The following is a 20,721-nucleotide window of genomic DNA, read 5'->3' as shown; positions in this document are numbered from 1 at the left end:
ACGATCAGGTGCGTCAGAAATCCTTGCACAAGCGCAGGGCGTCATAGATGGCGGCGTGGGTATTGCGCTGGGCCACACAGTCACCAATGCGGAACAGCAAGTACCCCTCGCCCGCTTCGCTCAAGCAGGGCTGCGGCTTGATCGCAAACAAGGCTTCAACGTCGATCTGGCCCTTGTTGCGTGAGCCTTCCTTGAGCCCGTAGTAAATGGCTTCGTCCGGACGCACGCCGTTCTCCACCACCACCTGGTCGACTACCCGCTCCTCTTTGGCGCCGGTGTATTCGTTCTCCAGCACGGCCACCAGCTTGTCGCCCTCGCGGTAGACCTTTTCCAGCATCATGTCGCCGGTCATGATCACTTCCTTGGGGTACATGCTGCGGTAGTAGGTAGGGAACGACGTACCGCCGATCGCCACGCCCGGCTTGATGTCATCGGTGACGATTTCCACCTGGCTGCCTTTGTCGGCCAAGAAGTCGGCCACCGACATGCCGGTGAACTCACAGATGGTGTCGTACACCAGCACGTTCTTGCCAGGCGCCACCTTGCCGTCGAGCACGTCCCAACTGCTCACCACCAAGCCTTCGGCGGCGCCCCAGTGTTCGTTTTGCTCGATATTCGGGTGACCGCCCACCGCCAGCACCACCACGTCCGGACGCACGTCCAGGATGGTCTCGGCGTCTGCCGCCACGCCCAGGCGCAGGTCGACTTTCAAACGCGCCAGTTCCAGTTGATACCAACGGGTGATACCGGCGATCTGGTCGCGCTGCGGCGCTTTCGACGCGGTGGTGATTTGCCCGCCGATAAACTCTTTTTTCTCGAACAACGTCACGTCGTGGCCACGTTCAGCCGCCACGCGTGCAGCTTCCATCCCGGCCGGGCCGGCGCCCACCACAACCACCTTGCGCTTGGGCCCGGTGGACTTCTCGATGATGTGCGGCACGCCCATGTATTCACGGGAGGTCGCGGCGTTCTGGATGCACAGCACATCCAGGCCCTGGTACTGGCGGTCGATGCAGTAGTTGGCGCCCACGCACTGCTTGATCTGGTCGATCTGGCCCATCTTGATCTTGGCGATCAGGTGCGGGTCGGCGATGTGCGCACGGGTCATGCCGACCATGTCCACATAGCCGCCTTCCAGAATGCGCGTGGCCTGGTTCGGGTCCTTGATGTTCTGCGCGTGCAGCACCGGGACCTTGACCACTTCCTTGATACCGGCCGCCAAATGCAGGAACGGCTCCGGCGGGTAGCTCATGTTCGGAATGACGTTGGCCAGGGTGTTGTGGGTGTCACAACCCGAGCCCACCACGCCGATGAAATCGAGCATGCCGGTGTCGTCGTAATACTTGGCGATCTGCTTCATGTCCTCGTGGGACAAGCCGTCCGGGTGGAACTCGTCACCGCACAGGCGCATGCCCACGCAGAAGTCGTCACCCACTTCGGCACGCACGGCCTTCAACACTTCCAGGCCGAACTTCATGCGCCCCTCGAAAGTGCCGCCCCATTCGTCGGTACGCTTGTTGACCCGCGGGCTCCAGAACTGGTCGATCATGTGCTGGTGCACCGCCGACAATTCCACCCCGTCCAGGCCACCGGCCTTGGCCCGGCGCGCGGCCTGGGCGTAGTTGCCGATCACACGCCAGATCTCTTCCGGCTCGATGGTCTTGCAGGTGGCACGGTGCACCGGCTCACGCACGCCGGACGGCGACATCAGGGTTGGCCAGTTGAAGCCGTCCCAACGCGAGCGACGGCCCATGTGGGTAATCTGGATCATGATCTTGGCGCCATGCTTGTGCATGGCATCGGCCAAATTCTGGAAGTGCGGGATGATGCGGTCGGTGGACAGGTTCACCGACGCCCACCACTCCTGCGGGCTGTCGATGGCCACCACCGAGGAGCCGCCGCAGATTGCCAGGCCAATACCGCCCTTGGCTTTCTCTTCGTAGTACTTCACATAGCGGTCGGTGGTCATGCCGCCGTCAGTGGCATACACCTCGGCATGCGCAGTGCTGAGCACGCGGTTGCGGATGGTCAGTTTGCCGATCTGGATCGGCTGGAACATTGCTTCGAAAGCCATGGCACGGTCCTCGGCTTACAACGGTTTGACGGTGAACAAACCATCATCGTGGCCCTCTTCGGAGCCTCCGTAGACTTGTTCGGCGACAGTGCGGATCTTGCTGCCACGGGCCTCAAGAATCTGGTCCATGGCGCCGGCAAACCAGCCGGTGAACATGTAGTCCACCTTGCGGCCGACCTTGCCGTACACGTAGACGAACGCCGAGTGTTCCAGCTTGACGCTGGCGGTGCCTTTATCCAGGTCGATGTCCTGGATCTTGAACAGGCCCCAGCCGCGTTGCGACAGGCGCTTCATGTAATGCTCGAACACCGCGACGCCTTCCAGGCCATGGCATTCAGCTTCTTTTTCACACCAGTGCCAGGCGGATTTGTAGCCGGCCTTGTAGAGGATCTCGGCGTAGGCGTCAGCGCCCAGCACTTCTTCGATACCCATATGGTTGTTGACGAAGAAATGGCGTGGTACGTACAGCATTGGCAGGGCGTCGGAGGTCCAGACACCGGTTTCGCTGTCGACTTCAATTGGCAATTGCGGGGCGATCTTGGCCATGGAAACTTAACTCCAGAAAATTCGTTTTGATGCCCGCCACGCGGATGGCGGCGGGTGAAGGATTAAGCGAGCAGTGGCTTATTCGCCCCAGACGTCCTTGAGCACGTTGACCCAGTTCTCGCCCATGATCTTGCGCACCACGCGCTCGCTGTGGCCGCGCTTGAGCAGGGTCTCGGTGAGGTTGGGGAACTCGCCCACGGTGCGGATGCCCAGCGGGTTGATGATCTTGCCGAAGCTGGTCAGGCGGCGGGCGTAACCCTTGTCATGGGTGAGCATTTCGAAGAAATCCTGGCCATGGCCCTGGGTGAAGTCGGTGCCGATGCCGATCGCGTCTTCGCCGACGATGTTCATGGTGTATTCGATGGCTTCGGCGTAGTCGTCGATGGTCGAGTCGATGCCCTTGGCCAAAAACGGCGCGAACATGGTCACGCCGACAAAACCGCCATGGTCGGCGATGAACTTCAGCTCTTCATCGGACTTGTTGCGCGGGTGCTCTTTAAGCCCGGACGGCAGGCAGTGGGAGTAGCACACCGGCTTTTTCGATTCGAGGATGACTTCTTCGCTGGTCTTGGAGCCGACGTGGGACAGGTCGCACATGATGCCGACGCGGTTCATCTCGCCGACGATCTCACGCCCGAAACCGGAGAGGCCGCCATCGCGCTCGTAGCAACCGGTGCCCACCAGGTTCTGGGTGTTGTAGCACATCTGCACCACGCCCACGCCGAGCTGCTTGAAGATCTCGACATAGCCGAGTTGGTCTTCAAAGGCATGGGCATTCTGGAAGCCGAAGATGATGCCAGTCTTGCCCAGCTCCTTGGCGCGGCGGATGTCGGCGGTGGTTTTCACCGGGATCACCAGGTCGCTGTTTTCCCGGATCAGGGTCTGGCTGGCAACGATGTTATTGATCGTGGCCTGGAAGCCTTCCCACACCGACACCGTGCAATTGGCGGCGGTGAGGCCACCTTTGCGCATGTCTTCGAACAGGTCGCGGTTCCACTTGGCAATAATCAGACCGTCGATAACGATGCTGTCGGCGTGCAACTCGGCTGGGCTCATCAGGCGTCCCCTTATTGGCGATTCATGCGCCGAATCGTCTGCCGGCGCTTTGGGGCCAGCATATGCCCAGGCACCGACGGAGCCGGGTGCAAAAACGACAGGGGAATTGCCGAAAGCGTCAATCCGCGACAAAGGCTGCGAAGACAGGCCCCACGGTCGGCTGTTCTTTGTCTTACGCTTGAGCCAGAATTCCTCATCACCTGATATGAGACGGCGCAATGAAATCGATTTTCCTGGCTTTGGCACTCATCGCAACCACCGCCCACGCGGCCGAAGACACCGACAGCACGCCGTGCGACGGCATCGAGAACGACCAGCAAACCCTGGAATGCGCCACCTACAACAAAACCACCGCCGAGCAATTGCTCAAGGATAACTATCAGGGGTTGCTCGAGCGCATGGGTTCGACCTACGGCAGCGACAAGACCAAACTGGCGGACATTACCGCCCGTCTGAAGGATGCCCAGCAAAAATGGGAAAAACTGCGCGACGCCGATTGTGCAGTGGACACCTTCCCGGCGGTAACCGGCACCAAGGCCTATGCCATTGCGCACAACGACTGCCTGGCGCGGATGAGTGATGAGCGGTCGGAGTTTTTGGAGTCGATTGGCCAGGAATAAGCGACAATCGCGCCACCTTCTCTTTTGATCAAGGCTACTCATGACTCTCTGCGGCATCGAAATCAAAGGCAGCGAAGCCATCATCGCCGTTGCCTCTCTGGACAACCAGGCGCTGACCCACGTCGCCCTGGCCACCAAGAAAATCGCCCTCGACGATGACGATGAAGCGGCCAACGTCAAAGCCTTTGCCGCCCAGGTAAAAGCATTCGTCCAGGCCAACGGCATCACGCGTATTGCCATCAAGAAACGCAGCAAAAAGGGTGAGTTCGCCGGCGGCCCGACGACATTTAAGATTGAAGGCGTATTTCAATTGCTGGAAGGGGTGGAGGTGACGCTGCTGTCGCCGCAGACCATCAATGCGCAATACAAAAAACACACCTTTGATCTGCCAGCGACGCTCAACAAGTATCAGCACGAGGCCTATAAGACCGCGTGCTCATGTCTGATGAAGAAATAACCGCACATCAGCTTTTGACGCAGTGCTCCAAGCCGTGCCCGCCGCCTTCGTATTCTGGGCCGTAGTAATACTTGACGAAGGACACCTTGCCTTCCGGGGTAGGTGTTACTTGGGCGACACCCACACCAAAGTCTTTCAAGGCAGGGTCGGTATGGGCGAAGTAGATACCCAGGGTATCGGCAGTCCCGGCAGCCATGCCTTCATAGCGGGACTTGTCTTCCAGGGTCAGAGTGAAGGTGTAGGCCGCATATTTGCCAGTGCTTTGCTTGGCGTCGAGTTTCATGTCGACAACGCCTTTGAAGTTGCCGATATGTTTGTCCTGGCCGGTACATTCATAACGCCCGCTGTAATCGGCGCCGGTGAACGGCGCTGGCGCCTGGGCTGCCCACACTGGGGTGGACGCGAGTGCGATCAGAGTGACTAGTTTTTTCAGCATGCCAACCTCTTATGGTTACGTAAGGAACCCTTTGGACGTTAGCAGTCCGTTTCCAGTAATCGCCCGCAACCTTGCAAAACAAGAATATTCCCACGCCACCAGATGCGCTTTCAGACACCTGACTGCTTATCAATGTGGGTGCTGGCTTGCCTGCGAAGGCGGCCTGACAGTCAACCACAGTTGGATCGTGTACATATCCATTCCTGCGGTAACGGCCACTTAGGGTTCCGCTCTGACAGCGGCTCACTTTTGAAAAGCGCAAAAGTAAGCAAAACGCTCTTGCCCCACCACTCGGCACCTCGCTTAGGCTCGGTGTGCCCGTAATTCGCCAGTGATTTGGGGGGCCGCCGCCACGCGCCATCCATGGCGCGGGGCGGCTAAACCGGCATCCCTGCCGGTTTACCCCCCAAATCCCTGTCGAATTCCGGCCAGCGTGGTTTAACGGGGCGCCTAAGATCAAAAGCAGGTCAAGAGCAAGATCAAGAGCGGCTCGCTTCGCATCGTGGTTAGCGTCTGCTGCTACAGCCCAAAAGTTGTGTAGATACCTATGGCTATCGCAGGCAAGCCAGCTCCCACATGGATTAAACGACCTCCCGCCGCCGGTCCTCCCTCGGGCATTTGGCGAACCTGGCTCGATAACTTCGCGTGAAATACGACGGTGACTCAAACCCGCACGCAATACTTACCTCAAGCACGCTCATGTCGCTCTGGCGCAGCAGTTTGCGGGCTTTTTCCAGGCGCAGGCCAAGGTAGAAGTTACTGGGGGTGTCGTTCAGGTGCAGGCGAAACAGCCGCTCCAGTTGGCGTCGGGTGACTTTGATCGTTTCGGCCAGGGCCAAGGTGCTCAGGGGCGGTTCGGTGTGCTGTTCCATTTCGCCGATCACGTGCACCAGCTTCTTGTTGTTGATGCCGTAGCGCGTGGCGATCTGCATGCGCTGGTGGTCTTTGCGCGGGCGGATGCGGCTGAGTACGAATTGCTCGGAAACCTGGATAGCCAGCTCCGGGCCGTGGGCCTGGGCGATGAGGTCGAGCATCAGGTCGATGGAGGCAGTGCCGCCGGCGCAGGTGATGCGGCGCCGGTCGATTTCGAACAGTTCCTGGGTCACGCTCAGGTGCGGATAGGCTTCCTTGAAGGCGTCGATGGCTTCCCAGTGCAAGGTCAGGCGGTGGCCGTCGAGCAGGCCCGCCTCGGCCAGCACGCAGGCGCCGGTGTCGATGGCGCCGAGGGTCACACCCTCATGGTCGAGGCGGCGCAGCCAATGCTCCAGGGCGGGCGTGGCGAACTGCAGGGGTTCGAAGCCGGCCACCACCAGTAAAGTCGCGCCTTTTTTCAGCGGCTCAAGCGCTGCGTCAGCGTTGACCGACATGCCGTTGCTCGCCAGCACCGCGCCGCCATCGGCACTCAAGATGTGCCAGCGGTACAGCTCGCCGCGAAAGCGGTTGGCCACCCGCAACGGTTCCAGTGCGGAGATAAAACCGAGGGCCGAGAAACCCGGCATCAGCAAGAAATAGACATCCTGGGACATGGTGGCGCTCTCGTCGGACGGGCAGCGTGGTCACTGTGATACGCCAGTTCAACCGGCCATTCAAGAGCACAGGTCGCTGCAGTGCAAGAGCGAGTCGCCGCCGTGCGCTTTGCGGGGCGCCAAGCTGCGTAACGTGATCCCACGGCGCACCAAGACGCCGGCACCCACAATAACGACCTGCCGAGGGCTCCACCCATGAACCGACTGATCAGCCGCTGCGTACTTGCACTCAGCGCCAGCGCTATTTTGAGCACCCCTGTCATGGCAGCGGATGCCCCTGCTTGCCAGAACGTGCGCATGGGCGTGGTCAACTGGACCGACGTCATCGCCACCAGCGCCATGGCCCAGGTGCTGCTCGATGGCCTCGGCTACAAGACCAAACAAACCAGCGCCTCTCAGCAAATCATCTTTGCCGGCATCCGCGACCAGCGCCTGGACCTGTTTCTCGGTTACTGGAACCCGCTGATGACCCAGACCATCACGCCGTTCGTCGACGCCAAGCAAGTCAAAGTCCTCGACAAAGCCAGCCTGCAAGACGCCCGCGCCACCCTCGCCGTGCCGACTTACCTGGCCGACAAGGGCCTGAAAACCTTTGCCGACATCGCCAGGTTCGAGAAAGAGCTGGGCGGCAAGATTTATGGCATCGAGCCGGGCTCGGGCGCCAATACGCAGATCAAGGCGATGATCGCTAAGAACCAGTTCGGCCTGGGCAAGTTCCAGTTGGTGGAGTCCAGCGAAGCCGGCATGTTGGCCGCCGTGGACCGTGCCGTGCGCCGCAAGGAAGCCGTGGTGTTCTTTGGGTGGGCGCCGCACCCGATGAACGTCAATGTGGCGATGACTTACCTCACCGGCAGCGAAGACGCCCTGGGCCCGAACGAAGGCATGGCCACCGTGTGGACCGTGACCGCGCCGGCCTACGCCGACCAGTGCCCCAATGTGCATAAGCTGCTGACCAACCTGACGTTCACTGCCGCCGACGAGAGCCGGATGATGCAGCCGCTGCTGGACCACAAGGACGCCATCGAGTCCGCCAAACAGTGGCTCAAGGATCACCCACAAGACCAGGCGCGCTGGCTGGAGGGTGTGACCACCTTCGATGGCAAGCCTGCTGCCGCCAACCTGCAATTGACCACCAAATAACCCACCCAGATCACCGCTTCGCAGCCCCTGACGGTTGCGAACGGCACCCTGCGCCTTGAAATCACACGCCTGTAAGGAACCGCCTCATGAACCACGACGTCATCATCACCTGCGCACTCACCGGTGCTGGCGACACGACCGCCAGAAGCCCGCACGTGCCGGTCACCCCTAAACAAATCGCCGCCGCCGCGGTAGAGGCCGCCAAGGCCGGCGCCACCGTGGTGCATTGCCATGTACGCGACCCACAGACCGGCAAGTTCAGCCGCGATGTGGCCCTGTACCGCGAAGTGATGGAGCGCATCCGCGAGGCCGACATCGACATCATCGTCAACCTCACCGCCGGCATGGGCGGCGACCTGGAGATCGGTGGCGGCGAGAACCCCATGGAGTTCGGGCCCAATACCGACCTGGTCGGCCCGCTGACCCGCCTGGCCCACGTTGAAGAGCTGCTGCCGGAAATCTGCACCCTGGACTGCGGCACGCTGAACTTCGGCGATGGCGACACCATTTACGTGTCCACCCCGGCGCAGCTGCGTGCCGGCGCCAAACGTATCCAGGAACTGGGCGTAAAGGCCGAGCTGGAAATCTTCGACACCGGCCACCTGTGGTTCGCCAAGCAGATGATCAAGGAAGGGTTGCTCGATAACCCGCTGTTCCAACTGTGCCTGGGCATTCCCTGGGGCGCGCCGGCCGATACCACCACCATGAAAGCCATGGTCGACAACCTGCCCGCCAACGCCGTGTGGGCCGGCTTCGGCATTGGTCGCATGCAAATGCCGATGGCCGCACAAGCGGTGCTGCTGGGCGGCAACGTACGGGTGGGCCTGGAAGACAACCTGTGGCTGGACAAGGGCGTGCTCGCCACCAATGGCCAGTTGGTGGAACGCGCCAGTGAAATCCTCAGCCGGTTAGGCGCACGGGTCCTGACCCCAGCCGAAGGCCGCATCAAGATGGGCCTGACCCAACGCGGCTAACACAAACACCATCATTCCTGTGGGAGCCGGGCTTGCCCGCGATGAGGCCAGTACATCCGCCACATCTCTAGAGCTTGGAATGCCGCCATCGCGGGCAAGCCCGGCTCCCACAAAGGATCATCGAACACTTTAGGAATATGCCATGGGCTTTATCACCGAAATCAAAACCTTTGCTGCGTTGGGCAGCGGCGTCATCGGCAGCGGCTGGGTGTCCCGTGCCCTTGCCCATGGCCTGGATGTGGTGGCCTGGGACCCCGCGCCCGGTGCCGAGGCGGCCTTGCGCAAACGCGTCGCCAACGCTTGGGGCGCCCTAGAGCAACAGGGCCTGGCGCCCGGTGCCTCCCAGGACCGCCTGCGGTTTGTCACTACTATCGAAGACTGCGTAAAAGACGCCGACTTCATCCAGGAAAGCGCCCCGGAACGCCTGGAGCTCAAGCTGCAACTGCACAGCCAGATCAGCGCCGCGGCCAAGCCCAATGCCTTGATTGGTTCGAGCACCTCCGGGCTGTTGCCCAGCGAATTCTATGAGGGCTCCACCCACCCGGAACGCTGCGTGGTCGGCCACCCCTTCAACCCGGTCTACCTGTTGCCACTGGTAGAGGTGGTGGGCGGTAAAAACACCGCGCCAGAGGCGATCCAGGCGGCGATCACGGTGTATGAATCCCTGGGCATGCGCCCGCTGCATGTCCGCAAGGAAGTGCCGGGGTTTATTGCGGACCGCCTGCTGGAAGCGCTATGGCGTGAGGCCCTGCACCTGGTCAATGACGGCGTGGCAACCACCGGCGAAATCGACGATGCCATTCGCTTTGGTGCCGGGTTGCGCTGGTCGTTCATGGGCACCTTCCTCACTTACACCCTGGCGGGCGGCGATGCCGGTATGCGCCACTTCATGGCGCAGTTCGGCCCGGCGTTGCAGTTGCCGTGGACTTACCTGCCGGCGCCTGAATTGACTGAAAAACTGATTGATGATGTGGTCGACGGCACCGCTGAGCAGTTGGGCAACCACAGCATTTCGGCGCTGGAGCGCTATCGTGATGATTGCCTGCTGGCGGTACTGGAAGCCGTAAAAACAACCAAAGCCAAGCACGGCATGAACTTCGCCGAATAACCCTGTAGGAGCGAGCTTGCTCGCGAGATCGCCAACGATAACGCGGGGCATCAGTTACCCCACGGCGATCTTGAGTTTTTCGCGAGCAAGCTCGCTCCTACACATTGGAATTCATACCATGCCCGCACTGACCACCTACACCACCAAAATCCTGCCCGACTGGGTCGACTACAACGGCCATCTGCGTGACGCGTTCTACCTGCTGATCTTCAGCTATGCCACCGATGCGCTGATGGACACCCTGGGGCTGGACAGCGAAAACCGCGAAGCCAGCGGCCACTCGTTGTTCACCCTGGAGTTGCACCTGAACTACCTGCACGAGGTAAAGCTCGGCGCCGAGGTTGAGGTGCATACCCAACTGATCGCCCACGACGCCAAGCGCCTGCACCTCTATCACAGCCTGCACCTTGTGGGCGAAGCACGCGAGTTGGCGGGTAACGAACAGATGCTGCTGCATGTCGACCTGGCCGGGCCGCAGTCGGCGCCGTTTGCCGGCGCGACCCTGGAAAAACTCATCGCCCTCAGCCAGGAGCACGCCGCCCTACCCCGGCCTGCCCTACTTGGCCGGGTGATCGGGCTGCCCGCGCAAAAAAAAGCCCCGATCCAGCCGTGACGGGATCGGGGCAGAGTGCTTTGTGTGAGCCGTGCATTTCGAGGGTGACCAAACCTTCAAGCTGCGTGCCTGGAGTCAGTGTGCCCGTTACGGGTCAGGTCAAGTACCCCGAAAACGACCTGTTCATAGCCATACGAGCCATCGGTGGATTCTGCCCTTGCCGCGAGTGCTGGGGCCTACCAGAATCCAAGTCAATTCCCGCTCCCTACACCAGGATGACCGTCATGATGCACGCGGATTTGATTGACCAGGATGACCTGCTGGGCCAACTGCGCTCGCTGGGTTTTGAAGTGTCCAGCGGCGCTACCGCCGAGCAGGCTTGCGAATGTGCGGTGCGCGGGTTGAGCGAAGCGCGGGCCAAGGCGCTCAAGGGCATGGTTGAAAAGATGTACAGCGGCAGCGCGACGATTTTGCCGGCGGTGAGGCAGGCGATCGACAAGCAATTGTTGCCGGCGCTGATGCAGTTCAAACAAAGCTCTGGCGCCTGAAATACATCCTCTGTAGGAGCGAGCTTGCTCGCGAAAATCGCCAACGATAACGCGGGCATCAGATACCCCACGGCGATCTTGAGTTTTTCGCGAGCAAGCTCGCTCCTACCATAAGCATAAGGCAGCCCGGCGTCAGAGCCTTACGCTGGCAAACGTCGACTCATTGCGCGCCTGGCTCAACGCCGACATCGGCCCCGACAATGGGGACAACACCAACGCTGGCGGAATCGGCATCATCGCCACTTGCTGGGTGGTGTTGGAGCCTACGCGTTCATCCCGTGGCGGAATGCCGAAGTACTCGCGGTAGCACTTGGAAAAGTGCGGCGTAGACACAAATCCGCACACCGAGGCGACTTCGATGATCGACATCGGCGTCTGCTTGAGCAGTTGCCGTGCGCGGATCAGGCGCAGCTTGAGGTAGTAGCGCGACGGCGAGCAGTGCAGGTATTTCTGGAACAGCCGCTCCAACTGCCGGCGCGATACGGCGACGTACACCGCCAGTTCATCCAGGTCGATCGGCTCTTCGAGGTTGGCTTCCATCAGCGCGACGATTTCCTGCAGCTTCGGCTGGTTGGTGCCGAGCATGTGCTTGAGCGGCACACGCTGGTGATCCTGTTCGTTGCGGATGCGTTCGTACACGAACATCTCGGAGATGGCGGCCGACAATTCACGGCCGTGGTCGCGGCTGATCAGGTGCAGCATCATGTCCAGGGGCGCGGTGCCGCCGGAGCTGGTGAAGCGGTTACGGTCGAGGGTGAACAGGCGCGTGCTCATGGCCACCCGCGGGAAGGCTTCCTGCATCGACGCCAGGCATTCCCAGTGCACGCTGCAATCAAAGCCGTCGAGCAAGCCGGCGCAGGCCAGGGCCCAGCTGCCGGTGCACACCGCGCCAAGACGACGAGACTGGCGTGCCTGGCTTTGCAGCCACGACACATGTTCACGGGTGACGGTGCGCTGGATGCCCACACCGCCACACACGATGACCGTGTCCAGGACGGGCGCTTTGTGCATGGAGGCATCGGGGGTGATTTGCAGGCCATCGCTGGCCCACACCTGGTTGCCGTCGACACTCAGGGTTGTCCAGCGATACAGCTCGCGGCCGGACAGCTGGTTGGCCATGCGCAGTGGCTCCACGGCTGACGCCAGGGAAATCAGCGTGAAATTGTCCAGCAGCAAAAAGCCGATGGATTGAGGCGCACGGTTCTGGGGTTGGGCCCCGGAGTTGGTCGACGTCATCGCAGTATCTCCTCACATCACACAAAGCAGGTGGTGGCCTCAGGCGAGGCTCTTGTTATTGCGCTCGTCCTGGAAAGGAGAGGCTTTGTAATTGATAGAGCAAATGCCATGCCTAAAATTGAATGGCTATTCAAGAACTCCTGAAAACGACCTGTTGATGCGTCTATACAAGCCCGCGCGTGAAGTGCGGGATATGACGCCTAACGGGCGGGGTTCAAGGGGTGTGAGCAGATCGGTAGCACTTGTGGGAAGGCGCTTTGCGGGCGTAGGAGAAGTCTGTCACCCAAAGCACATCAGGCGTGTGATCGTGTAGGAATCGTTCGGAAGCTACTTATCTATTTGCGACGCGCTAAAAGGTGGCGATTTTGGCCGGGGTGTTCACTTTGTGAGCAATTGTGTCTGCACTACGGCTCGTTCCCACGCTCTGCGTGGGAATGCATCCTGTGACGCTCCGCGTCACCCATGGGACGCGGAGCGTCCGGGGCGGCATTCCCACGCGGAGCGTGGGAACGATCAACTCGGTCTCAGCACTCGACAGCACTCACCGCCAACCCACCCCGCGATGTCTCTTTGTACTTGTCATGCATATCGGCCCCGGTATCACGCATGGTGCGGATCACCCGGTCCAACGAGATGAAGTGCTGGCCATCGCCACGCAACGCCATTTGCGCCGCGTTGATCGCCTTCACCGCCGCAATTGCATTGCGCTCGATACACGGCACTTGCACCAAACCGCCCACCGGGTCGCAGGTCAGGCCGAGGTTATGTTCCAAACCGATTTCAGCGGCGTTGCACAGTTGCTCCGGCGTGGCGCCGAGAATCTCCGCCAGCCCGGCCGCGGCCATGGCGCACGCAGAACCGACCTCGCCCTGGCAACCGACTTCGGCCCCCGAGATCGAGGCGTTCTTTTTACACAGGATGCCCACTGCCGCCGCGCCGAGCAGGTAGTCGACCACGTTGGCTTCGGTGACTTCTTCACTGAACTTCATAAAGTAGTGCAACACCGCCGGGATGATCCCCGCCGCGCCATTGGTAGGCGCCGTGACCATGCGCCCACCGGCGGCGTTTTCTTCGTTGACCGCCAGGGCGAACAGGTTGACCCATTCCATGGCGCTCAAGGTCGAGCCGATCACATTGGGCTTGTTCAGCTCCTGCAAGCTGCGGTGCAACTTGGCGGCGCGACGGCGCACGTTCAAGCCGCCAGGCAAGATGCCTTCGTGCTTGAGGCCCTGCTCCACGCAATCTTGCATAGCGCGCCAGAGCTTCATCAGGCCGCTGCGGATTTCTTCTTCGCTGCGCCAGGTTTTTTCATTCGCCAGCATCAGTTCGGCAACGCGCAGGTTGTGGGTCTTGCACAGCTGCAACAGCTCCACGGCACTGGAAAAGTCATAGGGCAGCTCGGTGCGGTCCATATCCGCCACACCGCTTTGGGCCTGGGCTTCATCCACCACGAAACCGCCGCCCACCGAGTAATAGGTGTCGCGGTGCAACTCGCCGTTTTCGCCAAACACCACCAGGGTCATGGCATTGGGATGGAACGGCAGGTTCTCATCGAGCAGGCGCATGTCCCGCGCCCACACAAACGGCACCGGCAGACGCCCGTCCAGCAGCAGCGTGTCGGTTTCGCGCAAGGTGTGAATGCGGGCGCCGATTTGCGTGGGGTCGATTGCGTCCGGCCATTCGCCCATCAGGCCCATGATGGTGGCGGTGTCGCTGCCATGACCGATGCCGGTGGCCGACAGCGAGCCGTACAGTTGCACCTCGACACGCTGCACCTGTTCCAGCCACCCACGTTCACGCAACCCTTGAACGAACAACGCCGCGGCGCGCATGGGCCCCACGGTGTGGGAACTCGAAGGCCCGATGCCGATCTTGAACAGGTCGAAAACGCTGATAGCCATTAACGTGAAACTCCTCGATAAGCACGGGCCGGGCTTGAACGAGGTGCTACGCTCAGATCGCCCAGATGGCGGCATCATCAAGCTTTTATTCGCCATCACGGCGTCTCACACCGACGCACTCATGCTCACCAGCGGCGCTCGCGTGCGAACGCCAGTTTTGGCCGTTTTTTGCGGTGCACAAGGGTAAAAACAGCAGTTTTACCTTCGGAAAAACCTGTAAGCGACGTCATCGGTACTGGATGCGACCCTCCCTGTACTGGATACGACGCCCCCTGTAGGCGTCAGATTTTCACTGGTACATGATCAGTCTCGACTCGTTTGCAAGGCACCGCGCCAGAGCTGTTGCCTCACGCTCCAACCGCAACACTTATAAAGCGCGGCGAATGCCGCCAGAAAAGACACAGGAGTCTACCCACATGAAAGGTTCACCCTCGTTGTTGTTGGCCGCCATGCTGAGTCTGCCAGTCGTGGCACACGCCGCAGAACCGGAACAGTGCAAGACCGTCAACTTCTCCGATGTCGGCTGGACCGACATCACCGTCACCACCGCGACCACCAGCGAGATCCTCAAGGGCCTGGGCTACAAGCCGCGCACCACGATGATTTCGGTACCGGTGACTTACAAGTCCCTGGCCGACGGCAAGAACATGGATATCTTCCTCGGCAACTGGATGCCGACCATGGAAAACGACATCAAGCAGTACCGTGATGCCGGCACCGTGGAAACCGTGCGCGCCAACCTGGAGAACGCCAAGTACACCCTGGCGGTCCCAGAGGCGCTGTATGAGAAGGGCCTGAAAGACTTCGCCGACATCGCCAAATTCAAGGATGAGCTGGGCGGCAAGATCTACGGCATCGAGCCGGGCAACGATGGCAACCGCACCATCCAGACGCTGATCGACAAAGATGCCTTCGGCCTGAAAACCGCCGGTTTCAAGGTGGTCGAATCCAGCGAAGCCGGCATGCTCTCTCAGGTTGAACGCGCCTCCAAGCGCAACCAGGCCATCGTGTTCCTCGGCTGGGAACCGCACCCGATGAACACCCGCTTCAAGATGAAGTACCTGACCGGTGGTGACGACTCGTTCGGCCCCAACTACGGCCAGGCCACCATCTACACCAACACCCGCAAAGGCTACACCCAGGAATGCAGCAACGTTGGTCAGTTGCTGAAGAACCTGGTGTTCACCCTCGACATGGAAAGCACCCTGATGGGGAACGTCCTGGACGACAAGATGAAGGCCGATGCTGCCGCCAAGGCCTGGTTGAAAAAGAACCCGCAAGTGCTCGACACCTGGCTCGCCGGTGTCACCACCGTTGATGGCAAACCAGGGCTCGATGCCGTTAAAGCTTACCTCGCCAAATAGCACCCGCTGACCCCAGGCCGGTGCGCTGGCCTGGGATGTTTTCCCCTTCGCATGTGGACATTCACTACCATGCTGACTGAACAGAAAATCCCACTAGGCCAGTACATCGCTGCCTTCGTCGACTGGTTGACCCAACACGGGGCCAACTACTTCGACGCAATCGCATCGACACTGGAAACGATGATCCACGGCGTGACGTTTGCGCTGACCTGGTTCAATCCACTGGCATTGATCGGTCTGATTGCGCTGCTGGCTCACTTTATCCAACGTAAATGGGGACTGACTGTTTTTGTCATCGCCTCCTTCCTGCTGATCCTCAACCTGGGGTACTGGCAGGAAACCATGGAAACCCTCGCCCAGGTGCTGTTCGCTACCCTGGTCTGCGTGGTCATCGGTGTGCCGCTGGGCATTGTTGCCGCGCATAAACCGATGTTCTACACCATGATGCGGCCGGTACTCGATCTGATGCAGACCGTGCCGACCTTCGTCTACCTCATCCCTACCCTGACCCTCTTCGGGCTGGGTGTGGTGCCTGGGCTGATTTCCACGGTGGTGTTCGCGATTGCCGCGCCGATCCGCCTGACCTACCTGGGTATCCGCGATGTCCCGCAAGAGCTGATGGACGCCGGCAAGGCCTTTGGCTGCTCGCGCCGCCAGTTGCTCTCGCGCATTGAACTGCCCCACGCCATGCCGAGCATCGCCGCCGGCATTACCCAGTGCATCATGCTGTCGCTGTCGATGGTGGTGATCGCGGCCCTGGTGGGCGCTGATGGCCTCGGCAAGCCGGTGGTCAACGCACTCAACACCGCAGACATTGCCTTGGGCTTTGAAGCGGGCCTGGCCATTGTGTTGCTCGCCATCATGCTCGACCGTATCTGCAAACAACCCGACGCTAAAGTAGGGGGTGATGCATGAGCATTATCCGATTCGACAATGTCGACGTGATCTTTTCCAAAGACCCACGCGAAGCGCTCAAGCTGCTGGACCAGGGCATGAGCCGTAACGAAATTCTGAAGAAGACCGGGCAGATTGTCGGCGTTGAAAAGGCCAGCCTGGACATCGAGAAAGGCGAGATCTGTGTGCTGATGGGCCTCTCGGGCTCAGGCAAGTCCAGCTTGCTGCGCTGCATCAACGGCCTCAATACCGTCAGCCGTGGCCAGCTGTTTGTGGAGCATGAAGGTCGCCAGATCGACATCGCCTCCTGCACCCCTGCCGAACTGAAAATGATGCGCACCAAACGCATCGCCATGGTGTTCCAGAAGTTCGCCCTGATGCCGTGGCTGACGGTGCGCGAGAACATCAGCTTCGGCCTGGAGATGCAGGGCCGCCCAGAGAAAGAACGACGCACACTGGTGGACGAGAAACTCGAACTGGTGGGCCTGAGCCAATGGCGCAACAAGAAGCCCGATGAATTGTCCGGCGGCATGCAGCAGCGCGTCGGCCTGGCCCGCGCCCTGGCGATGGACGCCGATATCCTGCTGATGGACGAACCCTTCTCGGCCCTCGACCCGCTGATCCGTCAAGGCTTGCAAGATGAACTGCTGGAACTGCAACGCAAGTTGAGCAAGACCATCGTGTTCGTCAGCCACGACCTGGATGAAGCACTCAAGCTCGGCAGCCGTATCGCGATCATGAAAGACGGCAAGATCATCCAGTACAGCGTGCCGGAAGAGATCGTGCTGAACCCGGCGGATGACTATGTGCGCACCTTCGTTGCGCATACCAACCCATTGAACGTGCTGTGCGGGCGCAGCCTGATGCGCACCCTGGATAACTGCACGCGTGTGAATGGTTCGGTGTGCCTTGATCCGGGTGGCGACTCCTGGCTGGACCTGGCCGAAGGCAACACCATCCAGGGCGCACGCCAGAATGGCGTGACGATGAACCTGCAGAACTGGGCGCCAGGGCAGGCCGTGGAAGGCTTGGGTCGCGTACCGACCCTGGTGGACTCAAACATCGGCATGCGCGATGCGTTGCAGATTCGCTACCAGACAGGCAACAAGCTGGTGCTGCATGACAACAACAAGGTGGTGGGGATCTTGGGCGACAGTGAGCTCTACCATGCCCTGCTGGGCAAGAACCTGGGTTAGAACACTGTGGATCGTTCCCACGCTCTGCGTGGGAATGCACCCTGTGACGCTCCGCGTCACGACTTCAAGAGCGGGACGCGGAGCGTCCATGGCGGCGTTCCCACGCAGAGCGTGGGAACGATCATGTCAGGGAGGACACCACCAGGCTTCAACTATCAGCTATAGACCCGGCCAAGGAGCTGCCGATGGCTTTCGAACTGATCGAGCACATCCCGGGTGATCTGCTCCTGGGTGAAGCCCATCAGGTCATACTCCTGAGGCCCGTTGTGCAGGTACACCTCGGCACGGTAGTAACGGGTGCGCTCTTCTTCAGGCAGGTCAGCGGGTGCTGCCGAGTAGCCATCCAGGCTCACTTCGTAGACAAACGGGTTGCCTTCGTCCATCTCGATCCGCACGCCGATGCAGCGTTTGGATTTGCCCAGCAAGGTCTGCACTTCCAATCCCTGATCACGCAACGCAATCGCGGCTTCCTCCAACGCCGGCGTTACGTGCTTGTCCATAAAGCGCTGCACGGTGGCCTGGCTCGGTTGCAGGTCCAGCGCCGTCAAGCGCTCGCTGAAACCACGACGCCCGCGTTCAGCCAATTGCGCCTGCTCCTGTTCGGTGGCCACGTCCTGGCGCATGGCCTTGTGCAAACCGAACATAAAGAACACCAGCACCACCGAGAACGGCAGCCCCGCCAGCACCACCATGGTTTGCATGGCTTCGAAGTTGCCGGCAAACAGCAGGCCGATGGTCACCAGGGTGATCACCGCCGACCAGAAGATGCGCAACCAGTGCGGCGCATCTTCATCCACATTGCCGCCTTTGCAGGAAAGGTTGGCCATCATCACCGCGCCGGAATCCGCAGGCGTCAGGAACAACACGAAGCCCACGAAGATCGACACGCCGATCACTACTTTCGACGCTGGGTAATGCTCAAGCAGTTGGTAGATGGCCATGGACGGTTGCTCCAGCGCCGTCTTGCCCAACTCCACGGCCCCATGGTTCAACACCAGGTCCAGGGCCGAGTTGCCGAAGATCGACAGCCACGCCAGGGTAAAGCCCAGCGGGATCAGCAATACGCCAGCCACCAGTTCACGCACGGTACGCCCGCGGGAAATACGCGCGATGAACATGCCTACAAATGGCGCCCAGGAAATCCACCAGGCCCAGTAGAACAGGGTCCACAGGCCCATCCAGCGTTCGGTCTTGGCACCGTCGCCTTCGTACACATACAGGTCGAAGGTTTTGAGCACGATACCGTTGAGGTAATCACCGGTGTTTTGCACCAGGCCATTGAGCAGGTGCAAGGTGGGGCCGAACAGCAGCACAAAAATCAGCAAACCGCTGAACAGCACGATATTGAGGTTGGAGAGGCGGCGAATACCGTTTTCCACGCCCGACACGGCGGCGATGGTCGCCACGGTACTCATCACGATGATCACGATCAGCAGGTTGGTGTTGCTGTGTTCCATGCCGAACAGGTTTTCCAGCCCCGACGACACCTGCATCGAGCCGATCCCCAGGTTGGTCACCAGGCCCAGCAGGGTCACGAACATGCCGAAACCGTCTACCGCATGGCCCGCCGCGCCCTTCACCCAACGCTCGCCCACCAGCGGGTAAAGCGCCGAACGCAGTGCCAGCGGTTGGTTGTGACGGTAGGCAAAGTACGCCACGGCCAGGCCCACCAGCGCATAGATCGCCCAGCCGTGCAGGCCCCAGTGCAGGAAGGTCAGTTGCAGCGCCTGGCGTGCCGCGCCATTGCTGGCGGCAGCGCCTTCGGGCGGGTTGAAGTAGTGGTCCAACGGCTCGGACGCACCGAAATACAACAGCGAGATGCCGATACCCGACGAGAACAACATGCCGGCCCAGGCGCCGTAGCTGAAGTCTGGGGTATCGTCCTTCGCACCCAGCTTAAGTTTCCCATAGGACGAAAACGCCAGGCCGACCACAAACACCAGGTAGGCGGCGATGACCACCATGTAGTACCAGCCAAAGCTTTTCGACAGCCAGGCCTGTGCTACACCGAGCAGGCGCCCGGCCTCCTGCGGGGCGACGATCAGAATGGCGGTCAACAATAAAATCAGCGCGGTGGAGGTGTAGAACACCCAACCGTTGACCCGGACCTTTTCCGGTGGGGTCTTTATAAGAGAGGCAGAACTCATGGCGCAGATGCTCCAGGCAGTGCGAGAGAGAAACACAAGGCAACGGTTATCCCGGGACATCGATTTTTCGGCAGTCGACGGACGGGTGTTATAAAGACACCCCAAAATTCTTGAGCCCGCCGAAGCGGTGATCAGGCTCTGAAGTGGCCTGTTTCAAGGGTTTTTGCAGGTGTCGAAGGTTGCAGCTCGCAGGTAGGAAACATCTGTAGGCAGCGACCATTTGTCGCAGATCTTATTCTTTGTTGATTGAACGTTCAATCAAAACAAAATAGACTGGCCCTCAAGCCGACGGACGTGGATCGCCCATCGGCAGGCCTAAGGAGAGGTGCTACATGCCCAAGGTCGGTATGCAACCCATACGCCGCCAGCAGTTGATCGAAGCCACGTTGACGGCCATCGATCGGGTCGGGATGGGAGATGCCAGCATTGCGCTGATCGCCCGTCTGGCCGGCGTCTCGAACGGCATCATCAGCCACTACTTTCAGGACAAGAACGGCCTGATCGCAGCGACGATGCGCTACCTGATGAATGCGCTGATCGAGAACGTGCAAGAACGCAGGCGTGCCTTGAAGGATGACAGCCCACGGGCGCACCTTCAGGTGATCATCGAAGGCAACTTCGACGCCAGCCAGGTCAACGGCCCGGCAATGAAAACCTGGCTGGCCTTCTGGGCCACCAGCATGCACCACCCGTCATTGCACAGGTTGCAGCGGATCAACGATCAACGTCTGTATTCCAACCTGTGCTGCCAGTTCCGCCGAGTGCTGCCGCTGCCGCACGCACGCAAAGCAGCCCGAGGCCTGGCGGCCCTGATCGACGGTTTGTGGTTGCGCGGCGCCCTGTCGGGAGACGCTTTCGACACGGCGCAGGCGCAACGGATCGCTTACGAATACATGGATTTCCAATTGGCCAAGCAGGTGAGTTAGAGCACACATAACCGCTCAA

Annotated in this window: 19 protein-coding genes; 11 read left to right on the top strand and 8 right to left on the bottom strand. The window is 60.4% G+C overall.

Annotated features, from left to right (window positions below; translation table 11 throughout):
• Positions 1–13: 13 nt before the first annotated feature.
• From dgcA to V8689_RS02545, 3 genes are all read right to left on the bottom strand, one after another.
• The gene (gene dgcA / locus V8689_RS02555) at positions 14–2,074 is read right to left on the bottom strand and encodes a dimethylglycine demethylation protein DgcA (RefSeq protein ID WP_056782926.1); all 2,061 of its coding nucleotides are present in this window, start codon (positions 2,072–2,074) and stop codon (positions 14–16) included.
• Positions 2,075–2,089: 15 nt separating this feature from the next.
• Positions 2,090–2,620 (bottom strand): DUF5943 domain-containing protein, encoded by a 531-nt coding sequence (locus tag V8689_RS02550; protein WP_005792152.1) that lies wholly within the window; start codon positions 2,618–2,620, stop codon positions 2,090–2,092.
• 78 nt (positions 2,621–2,698) lie between these two features.
• Positions 2,699–3,676 (bottom strand): dipeptidase, encoded by a 978-nt coding sequence (locus V8689_RS02545; RefSeq protein ID WP_003176573.1) that lies wholly within the window; start codon positions 3,674–3,676, stop codon positions 2,699–2,701.
• A gap of 218 nt (positions 3,677–3,894) precedes the next feature.
• Between V8689_RS02545 and V8689_RS02540 the strand changes: the two genes are divergently transcribed.
• Positions 3,895–4,296 (top strand): lysozyme inhibitor LprI family protein, encoded by a 402-nt coding sequence (locus tag V8689_RS02540; RefSeq protein WP_014720247.1) that lies wholly within the window; start codon positions 3,895–3,897, stop codon positions 4,294–4,296.
• Between the two features lie 40 nt (positions 4,297–4,336).
• Positions 4,337–4,753, top strand: coding sequence for a DUF3010 family protein (locus V8689_RS02535; RefSeq protein ID WP_056782928.1), 417 nt, complete (start codon positions 4,337–4,339; stop codon positions 4,751–4,753).
• A 7-nt stretch (positions 4,754–4,760) separates the two neighbouring features.
• On the opposite strand, the gene V8689_RS02530 is transcribed toward V8689_RS02535, so the two are convergent.
• Both V8689_RS02530 and V8689_RS02525 read right to left on the bottom strand, forming a co-directional pair.
• Entirely contained in the window at positions 4,761–5,189 is a 429-nt protein-coding gene (locus V8689_RS02530; protein ID WP_056782929.1) for a hypothetical protein, read from the bottom strand.
• Between the two features lie 581 nt (positions 5,190–5,770).
• On the bottom strand, positions 5,771–6,715 hold the full coding sequence (locus V8689_RS02525) for a GlxA family transcriptional regulator (protein WP_032894941.1): 945 nt from the start codon (positions 6,713–6,715) through the stop codon (positions 5,771–5,773).
• Positions 6,716–6,910: 195 nt separating this feature from the next.
• Here V8689_RS02525 and choX point away from each other — a divergent pair, with 195 nt between their 5' ends.
• From choX to V8689_RS02500, 5 genes are all read left to right on the top strand, one after another.
• Positions 6,911–7,855 (top strand): choline ABC transporter substrate-binding protein, encoded by a 945-nt coding sequence (gene choX / locus V8689_RS02520; protein ID WP_056782931.1) that lies wholly within the window; start codon positions 6,911–6,913, stop codon positions 7,853–7,855.
• A gap of 86 nt (positions 7,856–7,941) precedes the next feature.
• On the top strand, positions 7,942–8,829 hold the full coding sequence (locus V8689_RS02515) for a 3-keto-5-aminohexanoate cleavage protein (RefSeq protein ID WP_056782933.1): 888 nt from the start codon (positions 7,942–7,944) through the stop codon (positions 8,827–8,829).
• A 142-nt stretch (positions 8,830–8,971) separates the two neighbouring features.
• Positions 8,972–9,937, top strand: coding sequence for an L-carnitine dehydrogenase (locus tag V8689_RS02510; RefSeq protein WP_056782935.1), 966 nt, complete (start codon positions 8,972–8,974; stop codon positions 9,935–9,937).
• A gap of 118 nt (positions 9,938–10,055) precedes the next feature.
• Positions 10,056–10,550 (top strand): thioesterase family protein, encoded by a 495-nt coding sequence (locus tag V8689_RS02505; protein WP_056782937.1) that lies wholly within the window; start codon positions 10,056–10,058, stop codon positions 10,548–10,550.
• Between the two features lie 224 nt (positions 10,551–10,774).
• Positions 10,775–11,038, top strand: coding sequence for a hypothetical protein (locus V8689_RS02500; RefSeq protein WP_032894934.1), 264 nt, complete (start codon positions 10,775–10,777; stop codon positions 11,036–11,038).
• 132 nt (positions 11,039–11,170) lie between these two features.
• Here V8689_RS02500 and V8689_RS02495 read toward each other — a convergent pair whose 3' ends face one another.
• Together V8689_RS02495 and V8689_RS02490 are read right to left on the bottom strand one after the other, a co-directional pair.
• On the bottom strand, positions 11,171–12,274 hold the full coding sequence (locus V8689_RS02495; RefSeq protein WP_003194907.1) for a GlxA family transcriptional regulator: 1,104 nt from the start codon (positions 12,272–12,274) through the stop codon (positions 11,171–11,173).
• 524 nt (positions 12,275–12,798) lie between these two features.
• Positions 12,799–14,175, bottom strand: a complete 1,377-nt coding sequence (locus tag V8689_RS02490; RefSeq protein ID WP_014720257.1) for an L-serine ammonia-lyase — start codon at positions 14,173–14,175, stop codon at positions 12,799–12,801.
• A gap of 416 nt (positions 14,176–14,591) precedes the next feature.
• On the opposite strand from V8689_RS02490, the gene V8689_RS02485 reads away from it, so the two are divergent.
• The 3 genes from V8689_RS02485 (at position 14,592) to choV (ending at position 17,629) form a co-directional block, all read left to right on the top strand.
• Positions 14,592–15,539, top strand: a complete 948-nt coding sequence (locus V8689_RS02485) for a choline ABC transporter substrate-binding protein (protein ID WP_056782940.1) — start codon at positions 14,592–14,594, stop codon at positions 15,537–15,539.
• Between the two features lie 69 nt (positions 15,540–15,608).
• Positions 15,609–16,454: a choline ABC transporter permease subunit gene (gene choW, locus V8689_RS02480; protein WP_003194913.1), complete on the top strand. Its 846-nt coding sequence runs from the start codon at positions 15,609–15,611 to the stop codon at positions 16,452–16,454.
• Entirely contained in the window at positions 16,451–17,629 is a 1,179-nt protein-coding gene (choV, locus tag V8689_RS02475; RefSeq protein ID WP_032894931.1) for a choline ABC transporter ATP-binding protein, read from the top strand. Before choW ends, choV begins: the two co-directional genes overlap by 4 nt.
• A 155-nt stretch (positions 17,630–17,784) precedes the next feature.
• Here choV and V8689_RS02470 read toward each other — a convergent pair whose 3' ends face one another.
• Complete coding sequence (locus V8689_RS02470) at positions 17,785–19,719, bottom strand: BCCT family transporter (protein ID WP_225931683.1); 1,935 nt, start codon at positions 19,717–19,719, stop codon at positions 17,785–17,787.
• A gap of 389 nt (positions 19,720–20,108) precedes the next feature.
• Between V8689_RS02470 and betI the strand changes: the two genes are divergently transcribed.
• Entirely contained in the window at positions 20,109–20,702 is a 594-nt protein-coding gene (gene betI / locus V8689_RS02465; protein ID WP_044271839.1) for a transcriptional regulator BetI, read from the top strand.
• The last annotated feature ends 19 nt before the right edge of the window (positions 20,703–20,721 follow it).

Source organism: Pseudomonas sp. AK181 (genome assembly GCF_051122975.1).
GTDB lineage: Bacteria > Pseudomonadota > Gammaproteobacteria > Pseudomonadales > Pseudomonadaceae > Aquipseudomonas > Aquipseudomonas lactis.
The sequence above is the reverse complement of the archived record's forward strand: the minus strand, read 5'-3'. Positions and strand labels throughout refer to the sequence as shown.